Origin of the sequence: Streptomyces sp. NPDC048696, assembly GCF_043198895.1 — a bacterium.
Taxonomy (GTDB): domain Bacteria; phylum Actinomycetota; class Actinomycetes; order Streptomycetales; family Streptomycetaceae; genus Streptomyces.
Map to the genome: position 1 here is coordinate 72,614 of NZ_JBICVJ010000020.1, position 23,741 is coordinate 96,354.

A 23,741-nucleotide genomic window follows, 5' to 3' on the forward strand; every position below is an offset into this window, starting at 1 on the left:
CGGATGAGATTGCGGCTACGCCGATTATCGATCGGCGTAGCCGCTTTATTTGTTTTAGTGCGTGGCGTAGGTGATGAATGTGGCCCAGGCGGTGGGGGCGACGCTGATTTCGGGGCCGGGGGTGTTCTTTGAGTCGCGGATGTGGATGGCGGACGGGTGGGCGGCAACCTCAACGCAGTCACCGCCCTCGCCGGTGCTGTAGCTCGACTTGCGCCAGTCGTAGGCGACTTCTATGCAGGCGCCGCCTTCGCCGCTGCTGTAACTGCTCTTGAACCAGTGGAGCTGCTCGGTGTTCATCGCTCTCCCAGCATCTTCTCGATCAGGGACAGAGACTCCCGTGGGGTGAGAGCCTGCGCCCGGATGATCCCATAGCGGTCAGCGAACACGCCGACTTCGTCGTGGTCGGTGATCAGTCGGGGGTGCCCGTAGATCTCCACGTACGCCACCTGTGGGCGCCCCTTGGGCGTCAGCAGGATGAACGACCCATCCTGGCTGGGGTGGTTGTCGCACTCTGTCGGCATCACTTGAAGCTCAACGGTTCGCAGGCTCCCGATACGGAGAAGCTGCCGCAGTTGGCCCTTCATGACATCCTGGCCGCCCGTCGGCCGATTCAGCGCGGACTGTTCCACGACGAAACTGGAGGTCGGGGCGGGCCAGCGCTCGAAGAGTTGCTGTCGGGCCAGCCGGTCCGTGACCCGCTTCTCGATGGTCGTTTCGTCCAGCAGTGGCCGTCGGTGGGTGAAGATGGCCCGCGCGTACGCCTCGGTCTGCAGCAGTCCAGGCACCGCCTGCGTGCTGTAGTCGTGAAGTGAGACGGCCTGGGCCTCCGCGTTCGCGTAGTCGCGGAACCAGCCGGGATGCCGCACCCGGGCCTTCGCCTGGGCCTTCTCGATCGCTCGCTTAGCCGCGATCAACACCCCACCCGCGTTGAGGATTTCGTCGGCGCGGTCGAGGAAGTCCGGCTGGGGGATGCGTACGCCTCGCTCCAGGGCGGAGATCTGGCCCTCGGTGTACCCGACCAGCTTGCCGAACTCCCGCTGGGTCAGCCCGGCCCGGATGCGCAGCACCTTCAGCTGCTCGCCGATGGCGATGAACAGCTCCGACGTGCCGTCTTCCTCGATCGCCGACTCCGGTCGTTCTTCCCGGTCCATGGGGTGCCTCCGTGGTCACGGCCGATGACTCGTACAGAGCGGAGGCCGTACCCGTACAGGAAAACGGTGGCGCGCCGACGCCCCTGTTCAGCGTACGCACACCTGGTCACGCTCGGTGACATGAATTCACAAATCACCACCCCCGCAACGGAGTTCGTACGGCGTTTCAGCAGTACGCGCCGGGGTGCGAGCAGTGCCCGGAAGGTGGCGCTGGGGCAGTTGGACGCGTGGGGCGTCCCGCATGGGAGCGAGCGCTCCGACGCGGCCGCACTGGTCGTCGCGGAGCTGGCGGCGAACGCGGTGCTGCACGGCCACGTACCGGGCCGCGAGTTCGAACTCCGGCTCGTACTCGGCACGGTACTCCGCATCGAGGTCACGGACACCAGGGCCGAACGCCTCCCGAGCCGTCCGAATCCGGAGGCGGTGGGCGGCTGCGCGGAGTCGGGCCGGGGGCTGCTGCTGGTGGCGGCGCTGGCGATGGCGTGGGGGGTGGAGGAGCGGGTGCCGGGGAAGACGGTTTGGGCGGAGGTGGGGGTGTAGGGGGTGGGGCGAAGTGGCGGCGTGGGGTGGGCTGTTGAGGCCTGGTGATCTTGCGGAGATGCAGGCAGATTGCGGTTACGCGGGCCAGCGGCCCCCTTCGCCCATTAGCCTGATGACCCACGTCCGGGGCTGGTTCCAGGGGGATTCGGGCGGGATGGGGCTTATGCCGCAATCCATGAAAGTAAGCAAAAACGGGGCTGGGTCGACCTAAAACACCAGGTCACGCCCGTGGTCCCCGCGCGTGCGGGGGTGGTCCCCGAATTGCGCAACGGGTTCTGGCTCGGGCTCGGTGGTCCCCGCGCGTGCGGGGGTGGTCCCGGCGCGTCCGCCTGTGCGGTGCCCGTGGCGCCGTGGTCCCCGCGCGTGCGGGGGTGGTCCCCCGGCCCTCTCAAGCTGCCAGCCCACTACGCGGTGGTCCCCGCGCGTGCGGGGGTGGTCCCCGGTTGTCGCCGCTCTGCCGGGTCAGGGAGCGGTGGTCCCCGCGCGTGCGGGGGTGGTCCCTGGCCCGTGTCGACCTGGAGTTCCACGACTACGTGGTCCCCGCGCGTGCGGGGGTGGTCCCTCCTCGACGGGCGGGATCGCCGGCCGCTGGAAGTGGTCCCCGCGCGTGCGGGGGTGGTCCCGACTGGTTCTACACGTCGCTGTCATCGTCCATGTGGTCCCCGCGCGTGCGGGGGTGGTCCCGGACGGTGGGCGCCCGCACCGTCATGCGGGGCGTGGTCCCCGCGCGTGCGGGGGTGGTCCCGCCTGCACCGACAGCGACGTCGACGCAGTCACGTGGTCCCCGCGCGTGCGGGGGTGGTCCCCGGTGCTTGGCGTGCTCGTGGTCCTGTTGGCAGTGGTCCCCGCGCGTGCGGGGGTGGTCCCCAGGGCCAGGACGCGGCCGGCGGTCTCGACACGTGGTCCCCGCGCGTGCGGGGGTGGTCCCATCGACACCACCAGCGGCTGCGGGGACTTCCTGTGGTCCCCGCGCGTGCGGGGGTGGTCCCGGCCCGGGGTATGGACGACGCCACCCAGGGGCGTGGTCCCCGCGCGTGCGGGGGTGGTCCCGAGTTCTCCAGCGTCCACAGCATGCTGGAGACGTGGTCCCCGCGCGTGCGGGGGTGGTCCCTACCTCACCAACGCCCAGCCCAGCCTGGACATGTGGTCCCCGCGCACGCGGGGGTGGTCCCGGCTGTTCGGTGAGCACCCAGGTGGACGCCGAGTGGTCCCCGCGCACGCGGGGGTGACCCTCTGATCGGGATGCGCCACAGGCGAGCGAGGCAATGGTCCCCGCGCACGCGGGGTTGGTCCCGGTGACATCACGCCGCCATCCGGGGGCCGGAGTGGTCCCCGCGCACGCGGGGGTGGCCTCCTGATCGGGAAGCGCAACGGGCAGGCCCGGCAGTGGTCCCCGCGCCCGCAGGGCTGATCCCGCCCACACCACCCGCCACCACCCCAACGGCCGAATCGACCGCCCGGCGCCGGCGCGTATCAGCCGCTGCGCGCCAGCAGTTCGCCGTACTCCCGGAACATCTCCGTCACCGCCGCGTCCGCCGCCTTCGAGCGGGCGGCGAAGTTGAGGAAGCCGTGGATCAGGCCGGGGTAGCGGTGTTTGTGGACCGTTACGCCCGCCGCCGCCAGCGCGTCCGCGTACGCCAGGCCCTCGTCCCGTAGCGGGTCGTACTCGCCGCAGCCGATCACCGCCGGCGCCAGGTCCGCGTGGCTGGTGGCCAGGAGCGGGGACGCCGGGGGGAAGTCGGCGGCGGCTCGCATCTCGCCCAGGTAGAGGGCGATGTCGTTCTCCACCTCGGCCGTCGTCAGGAGGTAGCCCGTGGCGTTCTCCGTCAGGGACGCGTGGCTGCGGCCGGGGCTCAGGTCCGTGGACGGGTACGCCAGGAGCTGCGCCGCCAGCGGGCGGCCCTCGTCCCGGAAGGCCAGCGCCACTCCGGCGGCCAGACCACCGCCCGCGCTGTCGCCCGCCACGCCCAGTACTCCGCCGCCGTACTCGCCGATCGCCTCGGCCACATGGCTCGTCACCGCCACGCAGTCGTCGAAGCCGGACGGGAACGGGAACTCGGGGGCCAGGCGGTAGCCGACGCTCACCACGACCGCGCCGAGGTCCCGGCACAGTCTGCGGCAGACGCCGTCGTGGGTGTCCAGGTCGCCGACGACGAAGCCGCCGCCGTGGAAGAAGACCACGGTGGGGGCCGCCGGGGCGGGGGTCTCCGGGCGGTACGTACGTACGGGTACGCCCGCGATGCGGTCGTCCCCGACCTCGCCCACCGCGATCGGTGGATCCGGGGCCACGGCCAGCGACAGTGTCCGGTTGCCCGCGCGCATGTCTGCGACCGTGGGCGGCTCGGCGGGCGCGGGGCCGTCTACGCCGTACTGCTTCAGCAGGGCCGCAATCTCGGGGTCCATCGGCATGGTGCCAGGATGGACCCCTTCGCCGTCCTTGCGCATCGGGGCCGCGCCGCCGGTTCGCTGGATGCGGTCGTTTGGGTGCGGGCTGTCTGTGGCTGGTTGCGCAGTTCCCCGCGCCCCTTAACCCTCTTGAGGGTGCGGACCGTGCTGGGTTGCTCGCGCCCACGCGGCGGAGCCGCAAATCGACACAGCCCCGCGCCCCTTAAGGCACCCGGTGCCGAGCGGTCACCCACAGGCCCGCGCCCCCTTGGCGCACCCCGTACCTAACAGTTGCCCCCCGTCCCCCGCCCCGCGAACTGGTCCGCCAGCCAGTCCGCCGCCGGCAGCGCCCCCACCGTCACCCCGCCGATGTGGCCGAGCAGCGGGAGCGCGTGCCAGGAGACGTTCGCGCCCCTTGCGCACCAATCCGCCCGCAGGGCCTGGCCCACGTCGTACGGGATCAGCTCGTCCAGGGTCCCGTGGTACAGGTACACCGGGGCGTCGGGGGCGTGGGTGCCCAGGTGGGACTCGTTCAGGCGGGCCTGCCAGTCCGGCTGTTCCAGGGGGTTCTTGACCGTCAGGTCGGTGATCTTCTTGAAGGAGCCCACGATCGAGTCGATCGCTACGCAGTTCGTGCGGAAGTAGTTGACCAGTGCCTTGCCCGCCGGGTTCAGGTACGCGTCCAGGTTCAGCTCCGGGAACGCCGCGTTCTGGCCCGCCGCCGCCATGAAGATCAGGCCCGAGCCGAGGCCGCCGTCGTCGGCCTTCGCGACCTTCAGCAGGTCGGCCGGGACGCCGCCGGTCGCCGTGCCCTTGACCTTGAGCTCGGGTGCGTACGAGTCGTGCAGTTCGGCCGCCCAGCTGCTGGCCTGGCCGCCCTGGGAGTAACCCATGATCCCCACCGGGGAGTTGGCGTCCACGCCGGGGACGCCGAGGTGCTGGGCCGCGCGGGCCGCGTCGAGCATGGCCGTGCCCTCGGCCCGGCCGACCGTGTACGTGTGGTCCCCGGGCGTGCCCAGGCCCTCGTAGTCGGTCACCGCGACCGCCCAGCCGCGTTGCACGATCTGGTTGATGAGGGTGGCCTCCACGGTCGTCCCGTACGGGAATCCCGCGCTCGGCGCGCACGAGTCGCCCATGCCGACGGTGCCGACCGCGTACGTCACCAGCGGGCGCGGGCCGGTGCGGCCGTCGTTCGGGACGATCACCGTGCCGGACACGACGTTCGGGCCGCCCTTGGCGGTCGTCGAGCGGTAAGTGATGTGCCAGGCACGGGTGTTGGTCCACTGGCCGGGGAGCGGGTGGAACTCGGCGGGGGCGGACGTGACCACGTCCCCGGGGTGCGTGGCGGTGTCCGTCTCGGCCGCGTACGCCGTGGGGGTGGCTGCCGAGAGGAGGAGCCCGGCGGTCAGCGCACCGGCGACTCTGGTTCGGATGGGCATTGCGGCTCTCCCAACGTGCTGGGGGGTGGGGGCAGTTGGGGAGACAGTAGTGACCGGTCAGTAGGTGCGGAGCTGACCGTACCGCTCACCTTCACTGGCCCAGCCGCACCTGAAGCCGTACCGCCCACCCTTCACCGGCCCAGCCGCACCCGAAGCCGTACTGCTCCGCTCACCTTCACCGGCCCAGCCGATACGCCCCCGGCGTCGTTCCCGTCCAGCGGCGGAACGCCCGGTGGAACGACGTGTCCTCGGAGAAGCCGAGCCGCGCCGCCAGGTCCGCGATCGGCTCGCGCCCCTCCGCCAGGCCCGCGATCGCCGCGTCCCGCCGCACCGCGTCCTTGAGCTGCTGGAACGACGTCCCCTCCTGCTGGAGTCGGCGGCGCAGGGTGGCCGGGGAGAGGGCGAGCCGGGCCGCCGTGGCGTCCAGGGACGGCAGCCTCGGGGAGTCCTGGAGGACCCGGGCGAGGTCGCGGTGGACCTGCTCGGCCACCGTCGTCCCGTACGCCCGGCGGCTCAGCAGCTCGAAGGGTGCGCGCCGCAGCATCTGCTCAAGCGCCGCCTCGTCCCGTACGAGCGGCGCGGTCAGCCAGCGCGCGTCGAACACCGCCTCCGTACGCGCGTCCCCGAACCGGACCGGGCAGCCGAACAGCGACGGGTACTCGTCCTGGTGCGGGGGCGGCGGATAGCCGAACGACGCCCGCAGCAGCGGGATGCGGCGGCCCACCAGCCAGCTGCACAGCCGGTGAGTGATGATCAGCAGGCACTCGGTGAGGAAGTGGTCCGGGTCCCGTCCGCCGAGGTCGCCCCGGACGGTGAAGACCGCCTCCCCGGCGTCGTCGCCGGTGAGCGTCAGCCTCGGTCCGCCCGGGAACAGGCCGTAGAACATGATCCCGCGCCGCATCGCCGCCCCCAGATCGCGGCAGGCCAGCGACGCGTAACACATCATGGCGAAGGTGCCGGGGCGGCTCGGGGCCGTGCCGAGGCCCAGGAACTCGTCGCCCGTCGCCCGGTACAACGCCCGGAACAGGAGCGCGAACTGGGCGGGCGTCACCCGCGCCCGGTCGTCGCCGAGGAGCGACAGAGGGATGCCTGCGGCCTGGAGCAGCGGCACGGTGTCGACGCCGCGCCGCTCGGCGCCGCGCAGCACGGCGCGTACATGGTGCACGGTGATCGTCCCCTTGCCCATGGTCGACGACCGTAGCGGGATTGAGCGTTGCGGTCAGCCGGGGTGACGTTTCCTGTCATCCCACGCGACCGAAGCCCGTCGTTACCGTCGGGTATATGACGGACACGACGGAACCGAGCGCACGACGTCCCCGGACGCTGGCCCTGTTCGCGGAGTGGGTGGGGGAACGGTACGCGTCCCACCCGGCCCTGCGGTTCCGCGCGGCGGACGGCACCTGGACCTCCCTCTCGTACACGGACCTCCGCGACACGGTCCGCCGCACGGCCCGCGCCCTGCTGGGGCTGGGCGTCCGCCCCGGCGACCGGGTCGCCATCCTCGCCGAGACCCGCCCCGAGTGGACGTACGCCCACCTCGCCTGCCTCGCGGCGGGCGCGGTGGTCGTCCCGATCTATCCGACGGCGGGTGAGGAGGAGGTGGAGTGGGTCCTGAAGGACTCGGGGGCGAGGGTGGTGCTGTGCGAGGACGAGCGGCAGGCGGCGTGCGTCGAAGCGCTGAGACCCCGTCTCCCGCGTCTGGGGGAGTTGCGTTTGCTGTGCGCTACCGGAGGCCCTACAGGGGCGCGGGGAACTGCGCGACAAGCCCCCACCGACCCGCAGCCGAAAGCGAAGCCCTCGCCCGCCTGGGCGGTACTGGGGGAAGGGGCCAACGCACCCCTTGACCACCTCCTGGCCACCCAGAAAGCCGTCCGCCCGGAGGACCCCGCGACCCTGGTCTACACATCAGGCACCACCGGCCCCCCGAAGGGCTGCCGCCTCACCCACGCCAACCTGGGCGCGGTCCAGGACGCCACGCTCCCGCTCACCGAGGGCGGCCCGGGCGACCGAACGTATCTCTACCTCCCCCTCGCCCACCTCCTCGCCCAGCTCATCCAGTTCTCCACGCTCCTCTACGGCGGTGAACTCTGCTACTTCGGCGGCCGGGTCGAGGACGTCGTGAAGGAGCTGGCCGAGGCGCAGCCGACCCACCTCCCCTCCGTACCAAGGCTGTTCGAGAAGGTGCACCAGAGCGTCCTGGCGCTCGCGGAGAGCCGGCCGGACGGCAGGGCCCGCTTCGAGGAGGCCGTACGGATCGGGGTGCTCGCCGCCGACGGCGAGCTGCCGCCCGAGCTGCGCGAGGCGCACGCCGCCGCCGACAAGGAGCTGTTCGCGCTGGTCCGGGCCGCGTTCGGAGGACGGCTGCGCTGGGCGCTCACCGGCGGCGCCCCCATCGCCCCCGCCGTCCTCGACTTCCTGCGGGCCACCGGCATCGCGGTCTTCGAGGGGTACGGGATGACCGAGTCGGCCGGGGTGATCACGCTGAACCACCCGGGCGCCGTGCGGTACGGGACGGTCGGGCGGCCGGTCGAGGGGTGCGAGGTGCGGATCGCCGGGGACGGCGAGGTGCTGGCGCGCGGGGCGAACGTCTTCTCCGGCTATCACGCCGACCCGGCCGGCACCGCCGAGGCGCTGGACGCGGACGGCTGGCTGCACACCGGGGACCTGGGCGCCCTGGACCACGACGGCTTCCTGACCATCACCGGCCGCAAGAAGGACCTGATCATCACGTCCGCCGGGAAGAACCTCACCCCGTCCGAGGTCGAGCTCGCGATCGAGCGCTCGCGGTTCGTCTCGCACGCGGTGATGATCGGCGACCGCCGCCCGTACCCGGTCGCGCTGATCACCGTCGAGCCGGAGGAGGTCGCGGGGAAGGACGCGGCCGCCGTACGGGCCCTGGTCCAGGAGGCCGTCGACGAGGCCAACGCGCGCGTCTCCCGCCCGGCCCGCATCCGCGCCTTCGCGGTCCTGGACGAGGACTTCACGATCGAGAGCGGGGTGCTGACCCCGACGCTCAAGGTCCGCCGCCGGGCGGTGGCGGAACGGTACGCGGCAGAAATAGAACGACTGTACGAGTAATCGTGAGTAATCGATGCGCCCCGGCGGGCACAAAGGCAGGAGCCCTTTCCCGTACGTCGCCGTACGGGAAAGGGCTCCTTGGGTACTGCTAGTCAGCGATCGCCGACCCGGGCAACTAGGCCGGGGTGACGTTCTCCGCCTGCGGGCCCTTCGGACCCTGCGTGACGTCGAAGTTCACGACCTGGTTCTCCTCAAGGGAGCGGAAGCCAGACGCGTTGATCGCGGAGTAGTGGACGAAGACATCCGGGCCGCCGCCGTCCTGGGCGATGAAGCCGAAGCCCTTTTCAGCGTTGAACCACTTGACGGTTCCGGTAGCCATAAGCCCTCCTTGGGCCAAAGGGTTGCCCTGCTCCAGAACCTGCAAACAAGTCTGAAAACTACAAAAGCCTGCGGGTTACATGCTCCGCAGGCTCTGTACTGCAAGGGAAACCAAACTGCAACTTGCGAGGAGCGTAGCACGCAGGATCGGGGGTGCGGTAGAGGGAAAGATCACGTCACCCGGACGTTTGATGGCCCCCTCGGAGCGCTGACGGGGAGAGCCGCCGGAGAGCCGTCGGAGGGCCGCCGTAGCTGGACAAAACAGACAGGTCTAGTCTCGCGATGTGGACCAAACAACCACCCGGCCACGGGTCGGGCACATCCAGTTCCTCAACTGTCTGCCGCTGTACTGGGGCCTCGCCCGTACGGGCACCCTCCTTGATCTGGAACTCACCAAGGACAGCCCCGAGAAGCTCAGCGAGCAGCTGGTCCGCGGCGATCTGGACATCGCCCCGATCACCCTCGTGGAGTTCCTGCGCAACGCGGACGACCTGGTGGCGTTTCCCGACCTCGCGGTCGGTTGTGACGGGCCCGTCATGTCCTGCGTGATCGTCTCCCAGGTGCCGCTGGACCGGCTCGACGGCGCCCGGGTGGCGCTCGGCTCCACCTCGCGCACCTCCGTACGCCTGGCACAGCTCCTGCTCGCCGAGCGGTACGGCGTCGCGCCCGACTACTACTCGTGCCCGCCCGACCTCGGCCTGATGATGCAGGAGGCGGACGCGGCGGTGCTGATCGGGGACGCCGCGCTGCGCGCCTCCCTGCACGACGCCCCGCGGCTGGGCCTTGAGGTCCACGACCTGGGCACCATGTGGAAGCAGTGGACGGGCCTGCCGTTCGTCTTCGCCGTGTGGGCGACCCGCAAGGACTACCTGGCCCGCGAGCCGAAGGTGGTGCGCGAGGTCCACGAGGCGTTCCTGGCCTCCCGCGACCTCTCCCTGGAGGAGGTCACCAAGGTCGCCGAGCAGGCCGCCCGCTGGGAGGTCTTCGACGCGGAGCTCCTGGAGCGCTACTTCACGACGCTGGACTTCCGGTTCGGCGCCGCGCAGCTGGAGGGCGTACGGGAGTTCGCCCGCCGGACCGGCCCGACCACCGGGTTCCCGGCGGACGTGGCGGTCGCGCTGCTCGGCGCGTAACCGGGTCGCTGAAAGCCGGTTGCCGGAAGGCGGTGCCGGAAAGCGTCAGGACGACGGGATCGGGGCCATCAGGTGCTGGCTGATCCACTGCATGGTCCCGTCGCCCATCCCCTTGATGTACGTGTGGGCGTTGTGCTTGCCGCCCTGGATGACCTGGAGATGGGTCTTGACCGGGCCCTTGCCGTAGCGGTCGATGAACCCCTTCAGATTCGCCATGCCGCCTTCCTTGGTGCCGATCTGGAAGGCGAGGTCGACCTCGGGGCCGTTGCTGTCGATCAGGGCCTGGGCCAGCTTCTCGGGGTTGTTCGCCTGCTTCTCGGCCTCGTGGCCGGCCCACAGCGGGGAGTCCGGCACGGTGTCGGGGCCCGAGGCGATCACGGCCCGGAACTGGTCGGGGCGCTTGAGCACCGACTTCAGGCCGACGAAGCCGCCGGAGGACGAGCCCATGAACGCCCAGCCGTCACGGGACTTGAAGGTGCGGAAGTTCGCCTTCACGAAGTCCGGCACGTCCTCGGTCATCCAGGTGCCCATCTTGGGGTGGCCCGGGATGTCGCTGCCGTCGTAGTAGTACTTCGCGTCCGGGTTGAGGACCGGCATCACCACGACGAACGGGACGCTCTTGCCCTCCTTCGACCACTCGGTGATGCTGCTCTGCAGCTTGAGGTCGGTGCCCATCCAGTAGTTCTTGGGGTAACCGTTTCCGCCCGGCAGGGCTATGAGCACCGGGAAGCCGCTCTGGGCGTACTTGGGGTCGAAGTACTGCTTCGGCGCCCACACCCACACCTTGCCGGTGAAGCCCGACTTCTTGCCGACCAGCGTGGTCACGCCGATCTTGGTGCCGTCCTCCAGCGTGTTCTGCGTGGTGAACGTGGCCTTGGGGCCGGTCGGCAGCAGCGTCTTGGCGCTGACCTCGGAGGCGTTCTTGTCCTGCGGCGTCTGCGGCGCCTTGCTGCCGCCGCCCTTGGGCGGTGCCGCCGGGGACGAGCTGCCACCGTCGAAGCTGACCGGCTTGCCCTCGTCCGAGCAGCCGGTGAGCAGCACGACCGAGCCGAGGACGGCGGCGGCTATGAGCGCGGCGGGACGGCGATTCATACGGTGCTCCGAGGTGTTTTGTCGCTTACAGGCCAAGTGTGCGTTTCTCGTGCGATCTCCGCAGGGAGAGACGGCCAAGAGTTCGATACGGTTCGCCGCCGTACGTCTCGGATCCGACACGAGCCAGTGATCCCGCCCACGTCGCCCTCTACGCTGCTGTTCGACCGTACTTGACGGCCCTGGTCTCTCGGTCGGGGCCTCCTTGGGGGAGCAGATCGCGATGCAGCCGCTCGAAGCGGGCGAACCGCGCACCATCGGCGCCTACCGGCTGCTCGGCAGGCTCGGCGCGGGCGGCATGGGCCGCGTCTATCTGGGCCGCAGCGCCGGTGGTCGTACGGTCGCGGTCAAGGTCGTCCACCCGCACTTCGCGCTCGACGAGCAGTTCCGGGCCCGCTTCCGCCACGAGGTGGAGGCGGCCCGGCGGGTCGGCGGCGCCTGGACCGCGCCGGTCCTGGACGCCGACCCCGAGGCGGCGGTCCCGTGGGTGGCCACCGGCTATGTCGCGGGCCCCTCGCTCGCCCAGGCGGTCACCGCGCACGGCCCGCTGCCCGAGCACGCGGTGCGCGCGCTGGGCGCCGGGCTCGCGGAGGCGCTGGCGGCGGTGCACGCGCTCGGCCTGGTCCACCGGGACGTGAAGCCCTCCAATGTGCTGCTCACGCTGGACGGGCCCCGGCTGATCGACTTCGGCATCGCCCGCGCCACGGACGGCACGGCCTCGCTCACCGCGTCCGGTGTCTCCATCGGGTCCCCGGGCTATATGTCGCCCGAGCAGATCCTGGGCAAGGGCGTCACCGGGGCGGCCGACGTGTTCTCGCTGGGCGCGGTGCTCGCGTACGCGGCCACGGGCGCGCCGCCGTTCCCGGGCGACTCCTCGGCCGCCCTCCTCTACAAGGTGGTGCACGAGGAGCCGGAGCTGGGCGGTGGACTCGGCGGCGAGCTGCGGGCGGCGGTGGCCGCGTGCCTGGCCAAGACCGCGGCGGACCGCCCCGCCCCCGCCGAACTCGCCCGGTCCCTGGCCCCCGCGGGCGCCGCCGCCCTGGTCGCGACCGGCTGGCTGCCGGGGGCGCTGGTGGAGGAGGTGAGCCGGTCGGCGGTGCGGCTGCTGGATCTGGAACCGGAGGCTCCGGCCACGGACGCCCCGGGCCCGGTGGCGTTCAGCAGCCCGTCGGTGGGGGTGTTCGGCCCGCCGGACGCGTCGTACGGGGCCGGTGCGCCGGTCGCGTCGCAGAGCGGTGGCTCGTACGCGTACGGGAACGGGGTGGCTGCTGGCGGTACGGGGGCGGGGATCGCCGACGCCGTGCCCGGGCCGCGTACGCCCGAGCCGCCCGCCGCGCCGCCCCGCGTCTCCCTCTCCATGGGCACGGCGGTCGAGCCGGTCGAGCGGGGGCGCGGGCGGCGAGTCAGCTGCACGGTGGCGCTCGCGGTCGCGGGCGCGCTGGCGGCGGTGACGGTCGGGGGCGCGTTCGTCTTCGACCTGTTGCCGGGGCGCGGCGGCGGCAGTGACAAGGCCAGCGGCTCGGCCTCCTCGGGCACTCCGCGTCCGTCGAGCTCGTCGTCCGGGGACAGCAGCGGATCGGTGTCCGAGCTGCCGCAGGCGTTCTGGGGGACCTGGCAGGGCCCGATGACCGAGTCGTCGACCGGGCAGCCGCACGGCGATCTGACGGCGGTGTTCTCGCCGGGCTCCAAGGACAGGGACGTGGTGCTCACCTCGTCCAAGATCACCGTCATCGGTACGACCGTGGAGTGCTTCGGGATCGGCAAGCTGGTGTCCGCCACGGCGGACAAGGTGACGATCGAGGAGCGTACGGACCCGTCCCGGCCGGGCATGGCGGGCCTGTGCACCAGCGGCACGGCCACGCTGGTCTTCACGCGCAACGCGGACGGCACCCTCAAGTACGAATCCCAGGAGGAGGGCGCGGGCAAGCCGTACGCGACGCTGGTGAAGAAGAAGTAGGTGAAGAAGCGGGGGCCGGTCGAGAAGTGTCGAGAAGTAAGGGCTCGGCCACCCGGACCGAGGCCGTGCCGACGTGCTGGCGTAGGCTGGCGCGGTCCGTCCGAACCCCGCCGAAAGGGACACTCCGGTGACTGAGAAGGCCGAGCTTCAGTCCGTCCTCGACCGTGCCGCGGCGGGTGGGCGCATCACCCCCGAAGAGGCCCTCGACCTCTACCGCTCCGCCCCGCTGCACGCGCTGGGCGCCGCCGCCGACGCGGTGCGCCGCCGCCGGTACGCCGGGACCGAGCACATCGCGACGTACATCATCGAGCGCAACATCAACTACACCAACGTGTGCGTCACGGCGTGCAAGTTCTGCGCCTTCTACGCGGCCCCCAAGGACACCAAGAAGGGCTGGACGCGCGACCTCGACGACATCCTGCGCCGCTGCGCGGAGACCGTCGAACTGGGCGGCACCCAGATCATGTTCCAGGGCGGCCACCACCCGGACTACGGCGTCGAGTACTACGAGAAGCACTTCAGCGCCATCAAGCAGGCCTTCCCGCAGCTGGTCATCCACTCCCTCGGCGCGTCCGAGGTCGAGCACATGGCCCGGATCTCCGGGGTGTCGGTCGAGGAGGCCATCACCCGTATCCACGCGGCCGGTCTCGACTCCTTCGCGGGCGCGGGCGCCGAGCTGCTGCCCGAGCGGCCGCGCAAGGCGATCGCGCCGCTGAAGGAGAGCGGCGAGCGCTGGCTGGAGATCATGGAGACGGCGCACGGCCTCGGCGTCGAGTCGACCTCCACGATGCTGATGGGCACCGGCGAGACGAACGCCGAGCGCATCGAGCACCTGCGGATGATCCGCGACGTACAGGACCGGACGGGCGGCTTCCGGGCCTTCATCCCGTACACGTACCAGCCCGAGAACAACCACCTCAAGGGCCGTACGCAGGCGAGCGTCTTCGAGTACCTGCGGATGATCTCGATCGCGCGGCTCTTCCTCGACAACGTCGCCCACATCCAGGGCTCCTGGCTGACCGTCGGCAAGGAGGCGGGCCAGCTGTCGCTGCACTACGGCGCGGACGACCTGGGCTCGATCATGCTGGAGGAGAACGTCGTCTCCTCGGCGGGCGCCAAGCACCGCTCCAACCGCATGGAGATCATCGAGCTGATCCGCAAGGCGGGCCGCGTCCCGGCGCAGCGCGCGACGACGTACGAGCACCTGCTGGTCCACGACGACCCGGCGAACGACCCGGTCGACGAGCGGGTCATGTCCCACATCTCTTCGACGGCGATCGAGGGCGGCACAGCGCACCCCGAGCTGAAGCTGCTGGCCTCCAACTAGGGCCCGGCCTTCACGTGTTGACGCTTCACGCCCCGGCCGTGGGGGAGGCCGTCGTGGTCGAGGGCGCGGTGGTGGCGGCGATCGGGGCGTACGAGGAGTTGGCGGCCGCGTATCCCGCCGCGCGGGTGCGGCGCTGGCCCGGGGCGCTCCGCCCCGGCCTGGTCAATCCGTACGGGCCCGAGCTGCTCGAACGCGCCTATCACCCGGACCCGCGCGAGGCCGACGAGCTCGGTACCTCGCCGATCCTCGACCCGGACTTCCCCCTCGACGAGGCGCGGCGGGGCGGGAGCGCTCGGCGCGGGGTGCAGCGGTTGCTGGCGCGGGGGGTTTTGGCGGTGGCGGGGGAGTTGCGGTCGCGTTCTGTGGTGGAGGCGGTGCGGCGGTCGGGGCTGGCGGTGCTGCCCCCGTCTGAGCCCGCCCCGTCCGGGGTGCCGTCCCTGGACGCGGGCAGCCCCTTGCCACCCCTGCGGGTGGGCGGGCCGGCCCGGTTCGCGGTCTTCGACGGGGGGATGTGCGTGGTGGCGGTGCTGGACGGTCGGCTGGTGTACCGGGCGCGTTGAGGTGTTTGTGCGTCTGCGGTCCGGTGGGGAACTGCGCGAGCAACCCAGCACGGTCCGCAGGCGAAACAGCACGCCCGCAGGGCAACACGGGGGGCGTGGGCGGCGGGGCGGAGCCCCGGGGGCACAATGAGGGAGTGACCCGCGCATCCCTGGACAAGCAGCCGCACGAAGTCGCCTCGATGTTCGACGACGTCGCCGCGAACTACGACCTCACCAACGACGTGCTCTCCCTCGGCCAGGCCCGCCTCTGGCGCAAGGAGGTCGCGAAGGCGGTCGACGCGCGCCCGGCGCAGAAGGTCCTCGACCTCGCGGCGGGAACGGCCACGTCGTCGCTCCCGTTCGCCGCGACCGGCGCGTACGTCGTCCCCTGCGACTTCTCCATCGGGATGCTGAAGGTCGGCAAGGCGCGCCACCCGCACCTCCCCCTCACCGCCGGCGACGCCACGAAGCTGCCGTTCAAGGACGACACCTTCGACGCCGTCACCATCTCCTTCGGCCTGCGCAACGTGCAGGACACGGACGCCGCCCTGCGCGAGCTCCTCCGCGTCACCCGCCCCGGCGGCCGCGTCGTCATCTGCGAGTTCTCGCACCCGACCTGGAAGCCGTTCCGTACGGTCTACACCGAGTACCTGATGCGCGCGCTGCCCCCGGTCGCGACGGCCGTCTCGTCGAACCCCGACGCGTACGTCTATCTCGCCGAGTCCATCCGCGCCTGGCCCGACCAGAGCGAACTCGCCGCGAAGCTCCAGCGGGCCGGCTGGTCGAAGGTCGCCTGGCGCAATCTCACCGGCGGCGTCGTGGCCCTGCACCGCGGCTACAAGCCCCAGTAGCCGGGCGGGCAGCAGCACCGTGGACTACCAGGCCGTCCTGGAACGCATCGCCGAGGACGTCGCGCCCCTCGTCGGCAGCGGCACCCCCGCCGCGTACATCCCCGCCCTCGCCGACGTCGACCCGTCGCGCTTCGGCATGGCCGTCGCCGACCTCGACGGCAAGGTGTACGGAGTGGGGGACTGGCAGCGGCCGTTCTCCGCGCAGTCGATCACCAAGGTCTTCACGCTCGCCCTCGCGCTCGCGCGCGGCGGCGACAGCCTCTGGGACCACGTCGGCCGCGAGCCCTCGGGCAACCCGTTCAACTCCCTCGTGCAGTTGGAGTACGAGAACGGCATTCCGCGCAATCCGTTCATCAACGCGGGCGCGCTCGTCGTCACCGACCGGCTCCAGACGCTGACCGGGGACGCGAGCAGCGAGATCCTGGAGTTCCTGAAGGAGGAGACCGGCAACCCGGACCTCGCCTTCGACGCGGACGTGGCCGAGTCCGAGTCCGCGCACGGCGACCGCAACGCGGCGCTCGCCCACTTCATGGCCTCGTACGGCAACATCGCCAACGACGTCCCCACGCTCCTCGACCACTACTTCTGGCAGTGCGCGATCGAGATGAGCTGCGAGGACCTGGCGCTCGCGGCGCGCTTCCTGGCCCGCCACGGGCTGCGCGCCGACGGCTCCCGGCTGCTGACCCGGAGCGAGGCGAAGCAGATCAACGCGGTGATGATGACGTGCGGGACGTACGACGCCGCCGGTGACTTCGCGTACCGGGTGGGCCTGCCCGGCAAGAGCGGCGTGGGCGGCGGCATCGTCGCGGTCGTCCCGGGCCACTGCACGCTGTGCGTGTGGTGCCCGGGCCTGGACGCGCGGGGCAACTCGGTGGCGGGTGTGGCGGCGCTGGATCGTTTCACCACCCTGACCGGCTTGTCGGTCTTCTGACGGCGCGCCCGTCCTGGGGGCCATTGGTCTGCGGGCCGGTGGGGGCTGATCGCTCCCCCAAGTTCTCGACTCCGCTCGAACAGGGGGGACCCCCACCGCGGCGGAGCCGCAAATCGACACAGCCTCGCGCCCCTGGGGGGCCGGGCGTCAGGTTGGCTGGAACACGTCCACCCCCCGGTGTTTAGGGGCGCGGGGAACTGCGCGACCAGCCCCCACCGGTCCGCAGACGAACCGCACGCCCCCCGGGGCTCCGCCCCCACCGGCCCGCAGGTGAGCATCAACGCCGCTTACAGCGACAGCCGGAAGCAGTACCCCTCCCGCCCACCCACCGGCGTCGTGAACGTCTCCGCCAGCGTCATCCCCAACCGCCGCGTCACGGCCACGGACCGCGCGTTCCGGGAGTCGACCATGGCCACGACATGGTCGACCCCGGCAGCCCGTACACGTTCGACGGCAAGTCTCGCCGCGGTCGTCGCGTACCCCCGGCCCCAGGCCGAACGGGCGAGCCGCCAGCCGATCTCGACCTCCCCCACCGGCCCCCACGCGTGCGGCCACGGCTGCGCCCCGGTGAAGCCGATCACCCGGTCGTCCTCGTCGAGGAGGGTCCACAGACAGAACCCCCGCTCCGCGTCGTGCTTGCGCTGGCGCGCCGTCAGCTCGTCGTACACCGAAAGCTCCGCGGACGCGCCCCCGTGGAACTCCATGACCTCCGGATCGTCGAACACCTCGTGCCACGCGTACGCGTCCTCCTCGGTCGGCACCCGCAGCCGTACGACGGGCAGGGACTTCTCCTCGGCGGAACCAGCGGTGGAGTCAGTGGAGCTCATGGCGGGGCAACCCTTCGCGAAGTCGATCAACAACCACCCATAGACTGCACATGTCCTGTGCTTTCCGGCACGCAAAATCGAGTCTTCGGGAGAACCCGCTGTGACCGAGCCCCTCTCCGAACACACCGCGGATGTGATCGTCGTCGGGGCCGGCCCCGCCGGGTCGACCACCGCGTACTACCTGGCCAAGGCCGGACTCGACGTACTGCTGCTGGAGAAGACCGCCTTCCCGCGCGAGAAGGTGTGCGGCGACGGGCTGACCCCGCGTGCCACCAAGCAGCTGGTGGCGATGGGCATCGACATCTCCGAAGAGGCCGGCTGGCTGCGCAACAAGGGCCTGCGGATCATCGGCGGCGGCGTCCGCCTCCAGCTGGACTGGCCGGACCTCGCCAGCTATCCCGACTACGGACTCGTCCGCAAGCGCGACGACTTCGACGAGCAGCTGGCCCGCCAGGCCCAGAAGGCGGGCGCGCGCCTGCACGAGCGCTGCAACGTCGGCGCGCCCATCATCGACGACCGCACGGGCCGTATCACCGGCGTCCACGCCAAGCTCGGCGAGGAGAAGCGCGAAGTCACCTTCCACGCCCCCCTGGTGGTCGCCGCCGACGGCAACTCCACCCGGCTCTCCCTCGCCATGGGCCTGCACCGCCGCGAGGACCGCCCGATGGGCGTCGCCGTGCGGACGTACTTCCACTCGCCCCGCCACGACGACGACTACCTGGAGTCCTGGCTGGAGCTGTGGGACCGGCGCGGCCCGGGCGAGGACCGGCTGCTGCCCGGCTACGGCTGGATCTTCGGCATGGGCGACGGCACCTCCAACGTCGGCCTCGGCGTCCTCAACACCTCCGCCTCCTTCAAGGAGCTCGACTGGCGCGAGGTCCTGAAGGCCTGGTGCGCCTCCATGCCCGCCGACTGGGGCTACACGGAGGAGAACATGACCGGCCCCATCCGCGGCGCCGCCCTCCCCATGGCCTTCAACCGCCAGCCGCACTACACCAAGGGCCTGCTGCTCGTCGGTGACGCGGGCGGCCTGGTCAACCCGTTCAACGGCGAGGGCATCGCGTACGCCATGGAGTCGGGCCAGATCGCCGCGGACGTCATCGTCCAGGCCCACGCCCGCGCGACCCCGGCCCAGCGCGAACTGGCGCTGCACAACTACCCGAAGATCCTCAAGGACACGTACGGCGGCTACTACACGCTCGGCCGTGCCTTCGTGAAGCTCATCGGCAACCCGAAGGTCATGAAGATCGCCACCCAGCGCGGCCTCACGCACCCGGTCCTGATGAAGTTCACCCTGAAGATGCTCGCCAACCTCACCGACCCCACGGGCGGCGACGCGATGGACCGCATCATCAACGGCCTCTCCAAGGTGGCCCCGAAGGCCTGACCCGCCTGCAACCGGCAGTAGCTGAGGGCCGTCACCCCCCGAGCGGGTGACGGCCCCTCAGCTGTATGTCTGTTTCTGCCTGTTACGCCTGCTATATGCGTACGCGTCAGAGAATGCGGACCGCGCCCGTGGGCTGGTCCCAGTCCAGGCTGCGCTCGACCACACCGGTCGAAGAGTTCTGCGCGCCCACGAACTTGCCGCCGCCCACGTAGATCGCCACGTGGTACGCCGAGCCCGAGCTGCCCCAGTAGAGGACGTCGCCGGGCTGCAGGTTGGACAGCGAGACCTGGCGGCCGGTGGCCGACTGGTCCTGCGAGACGCGCGGGAGGTCGACGCCCACCTGGCGGTACGCGGCCTGCACGAGGCCGGAGCAGTCGTACGCGCTGGAGCCCGTGGCACCCGAGACGTACGCCTTGCCGACCTGGGCGAGCGCGAAGTTCACGATGGAGGCGGCGGAGCCCGTGGCGGTCGAGGACACGGTGGAGCTGCTGCTGCCGGTCGACGCGCTGAGCGTGGTGCGCTCCGAGGAGCGGGAGGCGCGATCGGCGGCGTCCGCCTTCGCCTTGGCGTCGGCCTCGGCCTTCGCCTTCTTCTCCGCCTCGGCCTTGGCGTCAGCGTCGGCCTTGGCCTTCTTGGCGACCTTGGCGGCGCTGGAGGCGGCCTCGTTCTGCTGGGCCCGCAGCTGGAGGTCGTTGGCGACCTGCTGGGTGGCCTCGGCGGACGCGGCGGCGGTGGTGGCGAGCCCGGACGTGAGCGTGGGCATCTCGATGGTCTCGGTCACCGGCTCGGCGGCCTGCGCCGGTCCAGTGGCACCGGCCACCGCGAGGGTGCTGAGGACGCCACCGGCAACTCCGGCCCGGAGCGCGAGCTTCGAGGCGCTTCGGCGGGGCTTCCGGTGGCTGGGTATGTGAGCGGTGTGGGACATGAGAACAACCGCTATCAGGGGTTCGCGGTTCCCTTCAAGAAACGTGTGCTGCGCCACAGTTGCGCCGGGAACGGCTGAATCCGCTTCCTCTGCGCCTTTATTGACGCCGTAACGGGCAATCCGGGCAGACGCGATCATGGCTGTGATCATGTGGTTTTTATAAAAGGTCCGAATTGCCCGTCGCCTACCATCCGTTCACACCATTGGCCAAGCCCGGTTTATCCGGTGACCAAATGGTGTGACGCAGGTCACTTCGTATCCGCCCCTCGGCCGTCCCGTAATCGGTCCGTGATCGACGGGGGGATCGATGTGGGGTGATGGGGGAGCGATGGGGAGCCGATGGCGTGACGGGCCGACCGATCCCGGAGTTGGTTCAAGCCGATCCGGAGTTCGTGAACGCGTGCACAGGTCCACCCTCCGGCGAACACTTCACCCGCATGAGTGAGCCGCGATCCCTTACCACTCGAACGAGTCCATCGCCAATTTGCCTGTAGGGCTCATGTCTTGATAGTGCCCCACCCCTTGTGACCAGCGGTAACAAGCGCGGATGCTACGCCTTGTGATCACTCGGGCGCTTCAGGTGTGAAGATCACTGCTCATCCGACTTCATGATCCTTCGTCAGGTGGTGGAGATCACAAAGCCGTTGGCGTACCCCGTGTCGCAGATCACAGACCGCCGGGCATAGGATGCGGTGCAGTCGGGCTTGTGAACTGCCTCACATGTGCGCGATCTTCGCGTAGCGACGCGAGCTTCGCGTGGCGAGGGGGGTGGCAGCGGCGCCCGCTGTGCGGTCCAACGGTCAAGGACGACTGGAAGGAGCGAGGAGCGTGAATGCCTACGCGCCCATCCTTGTGCTCGGCGCCCTCGGGGCAGGGTTTGCGATCTTCTCCGTGGTCATGGCCACGCTTATCGGCCCAAAAAGGTATAACCGGGCGAAACTTGAGGCGTACGAGTGCGGCATCGAACCGACTCCCACGCCGGCCGGAGGCGGCCGCTTCCCCATCAAGTACTACCTGACGGCGATGCTCTTCATCGTCTTCGACATCGAGATCGTCTTCCTCTACCCCTGGGCCGTCACCTTCGACGCCCTGGGGGTTTTCGGGCTCGTGGAGATGCTGCTCTTCGTGCTCACCGTGTTCGTCGCCTACGCGTATGTGTGGCGGCGCGGCGGCCTGGAATGGGACTGAGGGGCTGAGGGGCACCTATGGGACTCGAAGAGAAACTGCCGAGCGGGTTTCTGCTGACCACCGTCGAACAGGCCGCGGGCTGGGTGCGCAAGGCGTCCGTCTTCCCCGCCACCTTCGGTCTGGCCTGCTGTGCCATCGAGATGATGACGACCGGAGCGGGCCGGTACGACCTGGCCCGCTTCGGTATGGAGGTCTTCCGCGGCTCGCCGCGCCAGGCCGACCTGATGATCGTGGCGGGCCGGGTCAGCCAGAAGATGGCGCCGGTCCTGCGGCAGGTCTACGACCAGATGCCGAACCCCAAGTGGGTCATCTCCATGGGCGTGTGCGCCTCGTCGGGCGGAATGTTCAACAATTACGCGATTGTGCAGGGTGTCGACCACATTGTTCCGGTCGACATCTATTTGCCCGGTTGCCCGCCCCGGCCCGAGATGCTGATCGACGCGATCCTCAAGCTCCACCAGAAGATCCAGAGCTCCAAGCTCGGTGTGAACGCGGAGGAAGCGGCCCGCGAGGCCGAGGAAGCCGCCCTCAAGGCACTCCCCACCATCGAGATGAAGGGGCTGCTGCGGTGAGCGACACTCCCAAGACCCCCGGGACACCGGGCACTCCCGAAACCCCGGGCCAGAACGGGGGACTGCCGGCCCAGCGCGAGGACACCGGCGACGTCATCGGCGTACGCAAGGGCATGTTCGGCGCGGCCAACGGCGGCGACACCAGCGGCTACGGCGGCCTGGTGCGCACCGTGGCCATGCCCGGCGCCGCCTCCCGCCCCTACGGCGGCTGGTTCGACGAGGTGGCCGACGAACTCGAAGGCGCTCTGGAGGAGCAGGACCTGCTCCCCGGCAACGCCATCGAGAAGACCGTCGTCGACCGCGGCGAGCTCACCTTCCACATCGCGCGCGAGCACCTCGTCCAGGTGGCCCGCACCCTGCGCGACGACCCGGCCCTGCGCTTCGAGCTCTGTACGGGCGTCAGCGGCGTCCACTTCCCGGGCGACAAGGGCCGCGAGCTGCACGCCGTCTACCATCTGCGCTCGCTCACCCACGGCCGGCTGATCCGGCTTGAGGTCACCGCCCCGGACAGCGACCCGCACGTGCCGTCCCTGGTCGCGGTCTATCCGACCAACGACTGGCATGAGCGCGAGACCTACGACTTCTTCGGTCTGGTCTTCGACGGCCACCCCGCCCTCACCCGGATCATGATGCCGGACGACTGGCAGGGCTTCCCGCAGCGCAAGGACTACCCCCTCGGCGGCATCCCCGTCGAGTACAAGGGCGCCCAGATCCCGGCTCCGGACCAGCGGAGGTCGTACAGCTGATGAACACGTCCAGCGAAGCCCCCCGCGCCTCGGCCGCATCCGGCCGGGAGACCACCGAGGGGACTGTATATACAGTCACCGGCGGCGACTGGGACGAGGTCGTACGGACCGCGGCCCGCGCCGACGACGAGCGCATCGTCGTCAACATGGGCCCCCAGCACCCCTCCACCCACGGCGTGCTCCGCCTCATCCTGGAGATCGACGGCGAGACGGTCACCGAGGCCCGCTGCGGCATCGGCTATCTGCACACCGGCATCGAGAAGAACCTGGAGTTCCGCACCTGGACGCAGGGCACCACCTTCGTCACGCGCATGGACTATCTGACGTCGTTCTTCAACGAGACGGCGTACTGCCTGGGCGTGGAGCGGCTACTCGGCATCACCGACCAGATCCCGGACCGGGCCTCGGTCATCCGCGTCCTGCTGATGGAGCTGAACCGGCTCTCCTCGCACCTGGTCTGCATCGCCACCGGCGGCATGGAGCTCGGCGCCACCACGATCATGATCTACGGCTTCCGTGATCGTGAACTCATCCTCGACATCTACGAGCTGATCACCGGTCTGCGGATGAACCACGCGTTCATCCGGCCCGGCGGCCTCGCCCAGGACCTGCCCCCGGGCGCGATGGACCAGCTCCGCGAGTTCCTGAAGACGATGAAGCGGAACCTGCCGGAGTACGACAAGCTCGCCACCGGCAACCCGATCTTCAAGGCCCGTATGCAGGACGTCGGTTACCTCGACCTGACCGGCTGCATGGCGCTCGGCGCGACAGGACCGATTCTCCGCGCCGCGGGCCTGCCCCACGACCTGCGCAGGACCGACCCGTACTGCGGCTACGAGACCTACGACTTCGACGTCCCCACCGCCGACTCCTGCGACGCCTACGGCCGCTTCCTGGTCCGCCTGGAGGAGATGCGCCAGTCGCTCAGGGTCGTGGAGCAGTGCCTGGACCGGCTGGAGCCCGGGCCGGTCATGGTCGCCGACAAGAAGATCGCCTGGCCCGCCCAGCTCGCCCTCGGCCCGGACGGGCTCGGCAACTCCCTGGACCACATCAAGAAGATCATGGGCACCTCCATGGAGTCCCTGATCCACCACTTCAAGCTGGTCACCGAGGGCTTCCGGGTCCCCGTCGGCCAGGCGTACGCGGCCGTCGAGTCGCCCAAGGGCGAGCTCGGGGTGCATGTCGTCAGCGACGGGGGCACCCGCCCCTACCGGGTCCACTTCCGCGACCCGTCCTTCACCAATCTCCAGGCCATGGCGGCGATGTGCGAGGGCGGCCAGGTCGCCGACGTCATCGTGGCCGTGGCGTCCATCGACCCCGTGATGGGAGGCGTCGACCGGTGACCGAGAGCACCCCGA

22 protein-coding genes and 1 CRISPR repeat array are annotated in these 23,741 nt (G+C 70.5%); of the genes, 13 read left to right on the forward strand and 9 right to left on the reverse strand.

Going from position 1 to position 23,741, the window contains the following annotated elements; all coding sequences use genetic code 11:
* Window positions 1-54: 54 nt before the first annotated feature.
* Window positions 55-297, reverse strand: a complete 243-nt coding sequence (locus tag ACGFRG_RS31685) for a DUF397 domain-containing protein (RefSeq protein ID WP_393269479.1) — start codon at window positions 295-297, stop codon at window positions 55-57.
* On the reverse strand, window positions 294-1,151 hold the full coding sequence (locus ACGFRG_RS31690; RefSeq protein ID WP_393269482.1) for a helix-turn-helix domain-containing protein: 858 nt from the start codon (window positions 1,149-1,151) through the stop codon (window positions 294-296). The genes ACGFRG_RS31685 and ACGFRG_RS31690 overlap by 4 nt, the downstream gene beginning before the upstream one ends.
* A gap of 120 nt (window positions 1,152-1,271) precedes the next feature.
* Between ACGFRG_RS31690 and ACGFRG_RS31695 the strand changes: the two genes are divergently transcribed.
* Window positions 1,272-1,691, forward strand: coding sequence for an ATP-binding protein (locus ACGFRG_RS31695; protein ID WP_393269485.1), 420 nt, complete (start codon window positions 1,272-1,274; stop codon window positions 1,689-1,691).
* A gap of 228 nt (window positions 1,692-1,919) precedes the next feature.
* A CRISPR array of direct repeats spans window positions 1,920-3,106; the repeat unit is 29 nt; unit sequence GTGGTCCCCGCGCGTGCGGGGGTGGTCCC.
* 58 nt (window positions 3,107-3,164) lie between these two features.
* Here ACGFRG_RS31695 and ACGFRG_RS31700 read toward each other — a convergent pair.
* The 3 genes from ACGFRG_RS31700 to ACGFRG_RS31710 all read right to left on the reverse strand — a co-directional run bounded on the left by ACGFRG_RS31700 (window position 3,165) and on the right by ACGFRG_RS31710 (window position 6,701).
* Window positions 3,165-4,100: an alpha/beta hydrolase gene (locus ACGFRG_RS31700; protein WP_393269487.1), complete on the reverse strand. Its 936-nt coding sequence runs from the start codon at window positions 4,098-4,100 to the stop codon at window positions 3,165-3,167.
* Between the two features lie 260 nt (window positions 4,101-4,360).
* A complete protein-coding gene (locus tag ACGFRG_RS31705; RefSeq protein WP_393269490.1) occupies window positions 4,361-5,515 on the reverse strand; it encodes a lipase family protein in 1,155 nt (384 codons plus the stop codon).
* Window positions 5,516-5,690: 175 nt separating this feature from the next.
* Complete coding sequence (locus ACGFRG_RS31710; RefSeq protein ID WP_393269493.1) at window positions 5,691-6,701, reverse strand: AraC family transcriptional regulator; 1,011 nt, start codon at window positions 6,699-6,701, stop codon at window positions 5,691-5,693.
* A gap of 95 nt (window positions 6,702-6,796) precedes the next feature.
* Between ACGFRG_RS31710 and ACGFRG_RS31715 the strand changes: the two genes are divergently transcribed.
* Window positions 6,797-8,593: an AMP-dependent synthetase/ligase gene (locus ACGFRG_RS31715; protein ID WP_393269495.1), complete on the forward strand. Its 1,797-nt coding sequence runs from the start codon at window positions 6,797-6,799 to the stop codon at window positions 8,591-8,593.
* 115 nt (window positions 8,594-8,708) lie between these two features.
* Here the strand turns inward: ACGFRG_RS31715 and ACGFRG_RS31720 are convergent, their stop codons facing one another.
* Window positions 8,709-8,912 carry a cold-shock protein gene (locus ACGFRG_RS31720; RefSeq protein WP_003967102.1) on the reverse strand — a complete coding sequence of 68 codons (204 nt, stop codon included), beginning with the start codon at window positions 8,910-8,912 and terminating at the stop codon, window positions 8,709-8,711.
* A gap of 283 nt (window positions 8,913-9,195) precedes the next feature.
* Here ACGFRG_RS31720 and ACGFRG_RS31725 point away from each other — a divergent pair, with 283 nt between their 5' ends.
* The gene (locus tag ACGFRG_RS31725; protein ID WP_361430935.1) at window positions 9,196-10,044 is read left to right on the forward strand and encodes a menaquinone biosynthesis protein; all 849 of its coding nucleotides are present in this window, start codon (window positions 9,196-9,198) and stop codon (window positions 10,042-10,044) included.
* A 45-nt stretch (window positions 10,045-10,089) separates the two neighbouring features.
* Here the strand turns inward: ACGFRG_RS31725 and ACGFRG_RS31730 are convergent, their stop codons facing one another.
* The gene (locus ACGFRG_RS31730; RefSeq protein ID WP_361430934.1) at window positions 10,090-11,136 is read right to left on the reverse strand and encodes an alpha/beta hydrolase-fold protein; all 1,047 of its coding nucleotides are present in this window, start codon (window positions 11,134-11,136) and stop codon (window positions 10,090-10,092) included.
* Window positions 11,137-11,356: 220 nt separating this feature from the next.
* Here ACGFRG_RS31730 and ACGFRG_RS31735 point away from each other — a divergent pair, with 220 nt between their 5' ends.
* The 5 genes from ACGFRG_RS31735 to ACGFRG_RS31755 all read left to right on the forward strand — a co-directional run bounded on the left by ACGFRG_RS31735 (window position 11,357) and on the right by ACGFRG_RS31755 (window position 16,738).
* The gene (locus ACGFRG_RS31735; protein ID WP_393269499.1) at window positions 11,357-13,090 is read left to right on the forward strand and encodes a serine/threonine-protein kinase; all 1,734 of its coding nucleotides are present in this window, start codon (window positions 11,357-11,359) and stop codon (window positions 13,088-13,090) included.
* Between the two features lie 127 nt (window positions 13,091-13,217).
* On the forward strand, window positions 13,218-14,417 hold the full coding sequence (gene mqnC / locus ACGFRG_RS31740) for a cyclic dehypoxanthinyl futalosine synthase (RefSeq protein ID WP_361430932.1): 1,200 nt from the start codon (window positions 13,218-13,220) through the stop codon (window positions 14,415-14,417).
* 14 nt (window positions 14,418-14,431) lie between these two features.
* The gene (locus ACGFRG_RS31745) at window positions 14,432-14,977 is read left to right on the forward strand and encodes a hypothetical protein (protein WP_361430931.1); all 546 of its coding nucleotides are present in this window, start codon (window positions 14,432-14,434) and stop codon (window positions 14,975-14,977) included.
* 134 nt (window positions 14,978-15,111) lie between these two features.
* Window positions 15,112-15,807, forward strand: coding sequence for a demethylmenaquinone methyltransferase (locus ACGFRG_RS31750; RefSeq protein WP_361430930.1), 696 nt, complete (start codon window positions 15,112-15,114; stop codon window positions 15,805-15,807).
* Between the two features lie 19 nt (window positions 15,808-15,826).
* Window positions 15,827-16,738 carry a glutaminase gene (locus ACGFRG_RS31755; protein WP_361430928.1) on the forward strand — a complete coding sequence of 304 codons (912 nt, stop codon included), beginning with the start codon at window positions 15,827-15,829 and terminating at the stop codon, window positions 16,736-16,738.
* A 287-nt stretch (window positions 16,739-17,025) separates the two neighbouring features.
* Here the strand turns inward: ACGFRG_RS31755 and ACGFRG_RS31760 are convergent, their stop codons facing one another.
* Window positions 17,026-17,565, reverse strand: a complete 540-nt coding sequence (locus tag ACGFRG_RS31760) for a GNAT family N-acetyltransferase (protein WP_361430927.1) — start codon at window positions 17,563-17,565, stop codon at window positions 17,026-17,028.
* A gap of 100 nt (window positions 17,566-17,665) precedes the next feature.
* Here ACGFRG_RS31760 and ACGFRG_RS31765 point away from each other — a divergent pair, with 100 nt between their 5' ends.
* Window positions 17,666-18,952: a geranylgeranyl reductase family protein gene (locus tag ACGFRG_RS31765; protein WP_361430926.1), complete on the forward strand. Its 1,287-nt coding sequence runs from the start codon at window positions 17,666-17,668 to the stop codon at window positions 18,950-18,952.
* A gap of 106 nt (window positions 18,953-19,058) precedes the next feature.
* Here the strand turns inward: ACGFRG_RS31765 and ACGFRG_RS31770 are convergent, their stop codons facing one another.
* Window positions 19,059-19,877, reverse strand: a complete 819-nt coding sequence (locus tag ACGFRG_RS31770) for a C40 family peptidase (protein WP_361430924.1) — start codon at window positions 19,875-19,877, stop codon at window positions 19,059-19,061.
* Window positions 19,878-20,705: 828 nt separating this feature from the next.
* On the opposite strand from ACGFRG_RS31770, the gene ACGFRG_RS31775 reads away from it, so the two are divergent.
* Genes ACGFRG_RS31775 through ACGFRG_RS31790 form a run of 4 tightly spaced genes read left to right on the forward strand, consistent with a single transcriptional unit; the run spans window position 20,706 to window position 23,726 of the window.
* Complete coding sequence (locus tag ACGFRG_RS31775) at window positions 20,706-21,065, forward strand: NADH-quinone oxidoreductase subunit A (protein WP_007383963.1); 360 nt, start codon at window positions 20,706-20,708, stop codon at window positions 21,063-21,065.
* Between the two features lie 17 nt (window positions 21,066-21,082).
* Window positions 21,083-21,637, forward strand: coding sequence for an NADH-quinone oxidoreductase subunit B family protein (locus tag ACGFRG_RS31780; RefSeq protein ID WP_006382209.1), 555 nt, complete (start codon window positions 21,083-21,085; stop codon window positions 21,635-21,637).
* A complete protein-coding gene (locus ACGFRG_RS31785) occupies window positions 21,634-22,383 on the forward strand; it encodes an NADH-quinone oxidoreductase subunit C (protein WP_393269506.1) in 750 nt (249 codons plus the stop codon). The genes ACGFRG_RS31780 and ACGFRG_RS31785 overlap by 4 nt, the downstream gene beginning before the upstream one ends.
* The gene (locus ACGFRG_RS31790; RefSeq protein ID WP_361430920.1) at window positions 22,383-23,726 is read left to right on the forward strand and encodes an NADH-quinone oxidoreductase subunit D; all 1,344 of its coding nucleotides are present in this window, start codon (window positions 22,383-22,385) and stop codon (window positions 23,724-23,726) included. Before ACGFRG_RS31785 ends, ACGFRG_RS31790 begins: the two co-directional genes overlap by 1 nt.
* The last annotated feature ends 15 nt before the right edge of the window (window positions 23,727-23,741 follow it).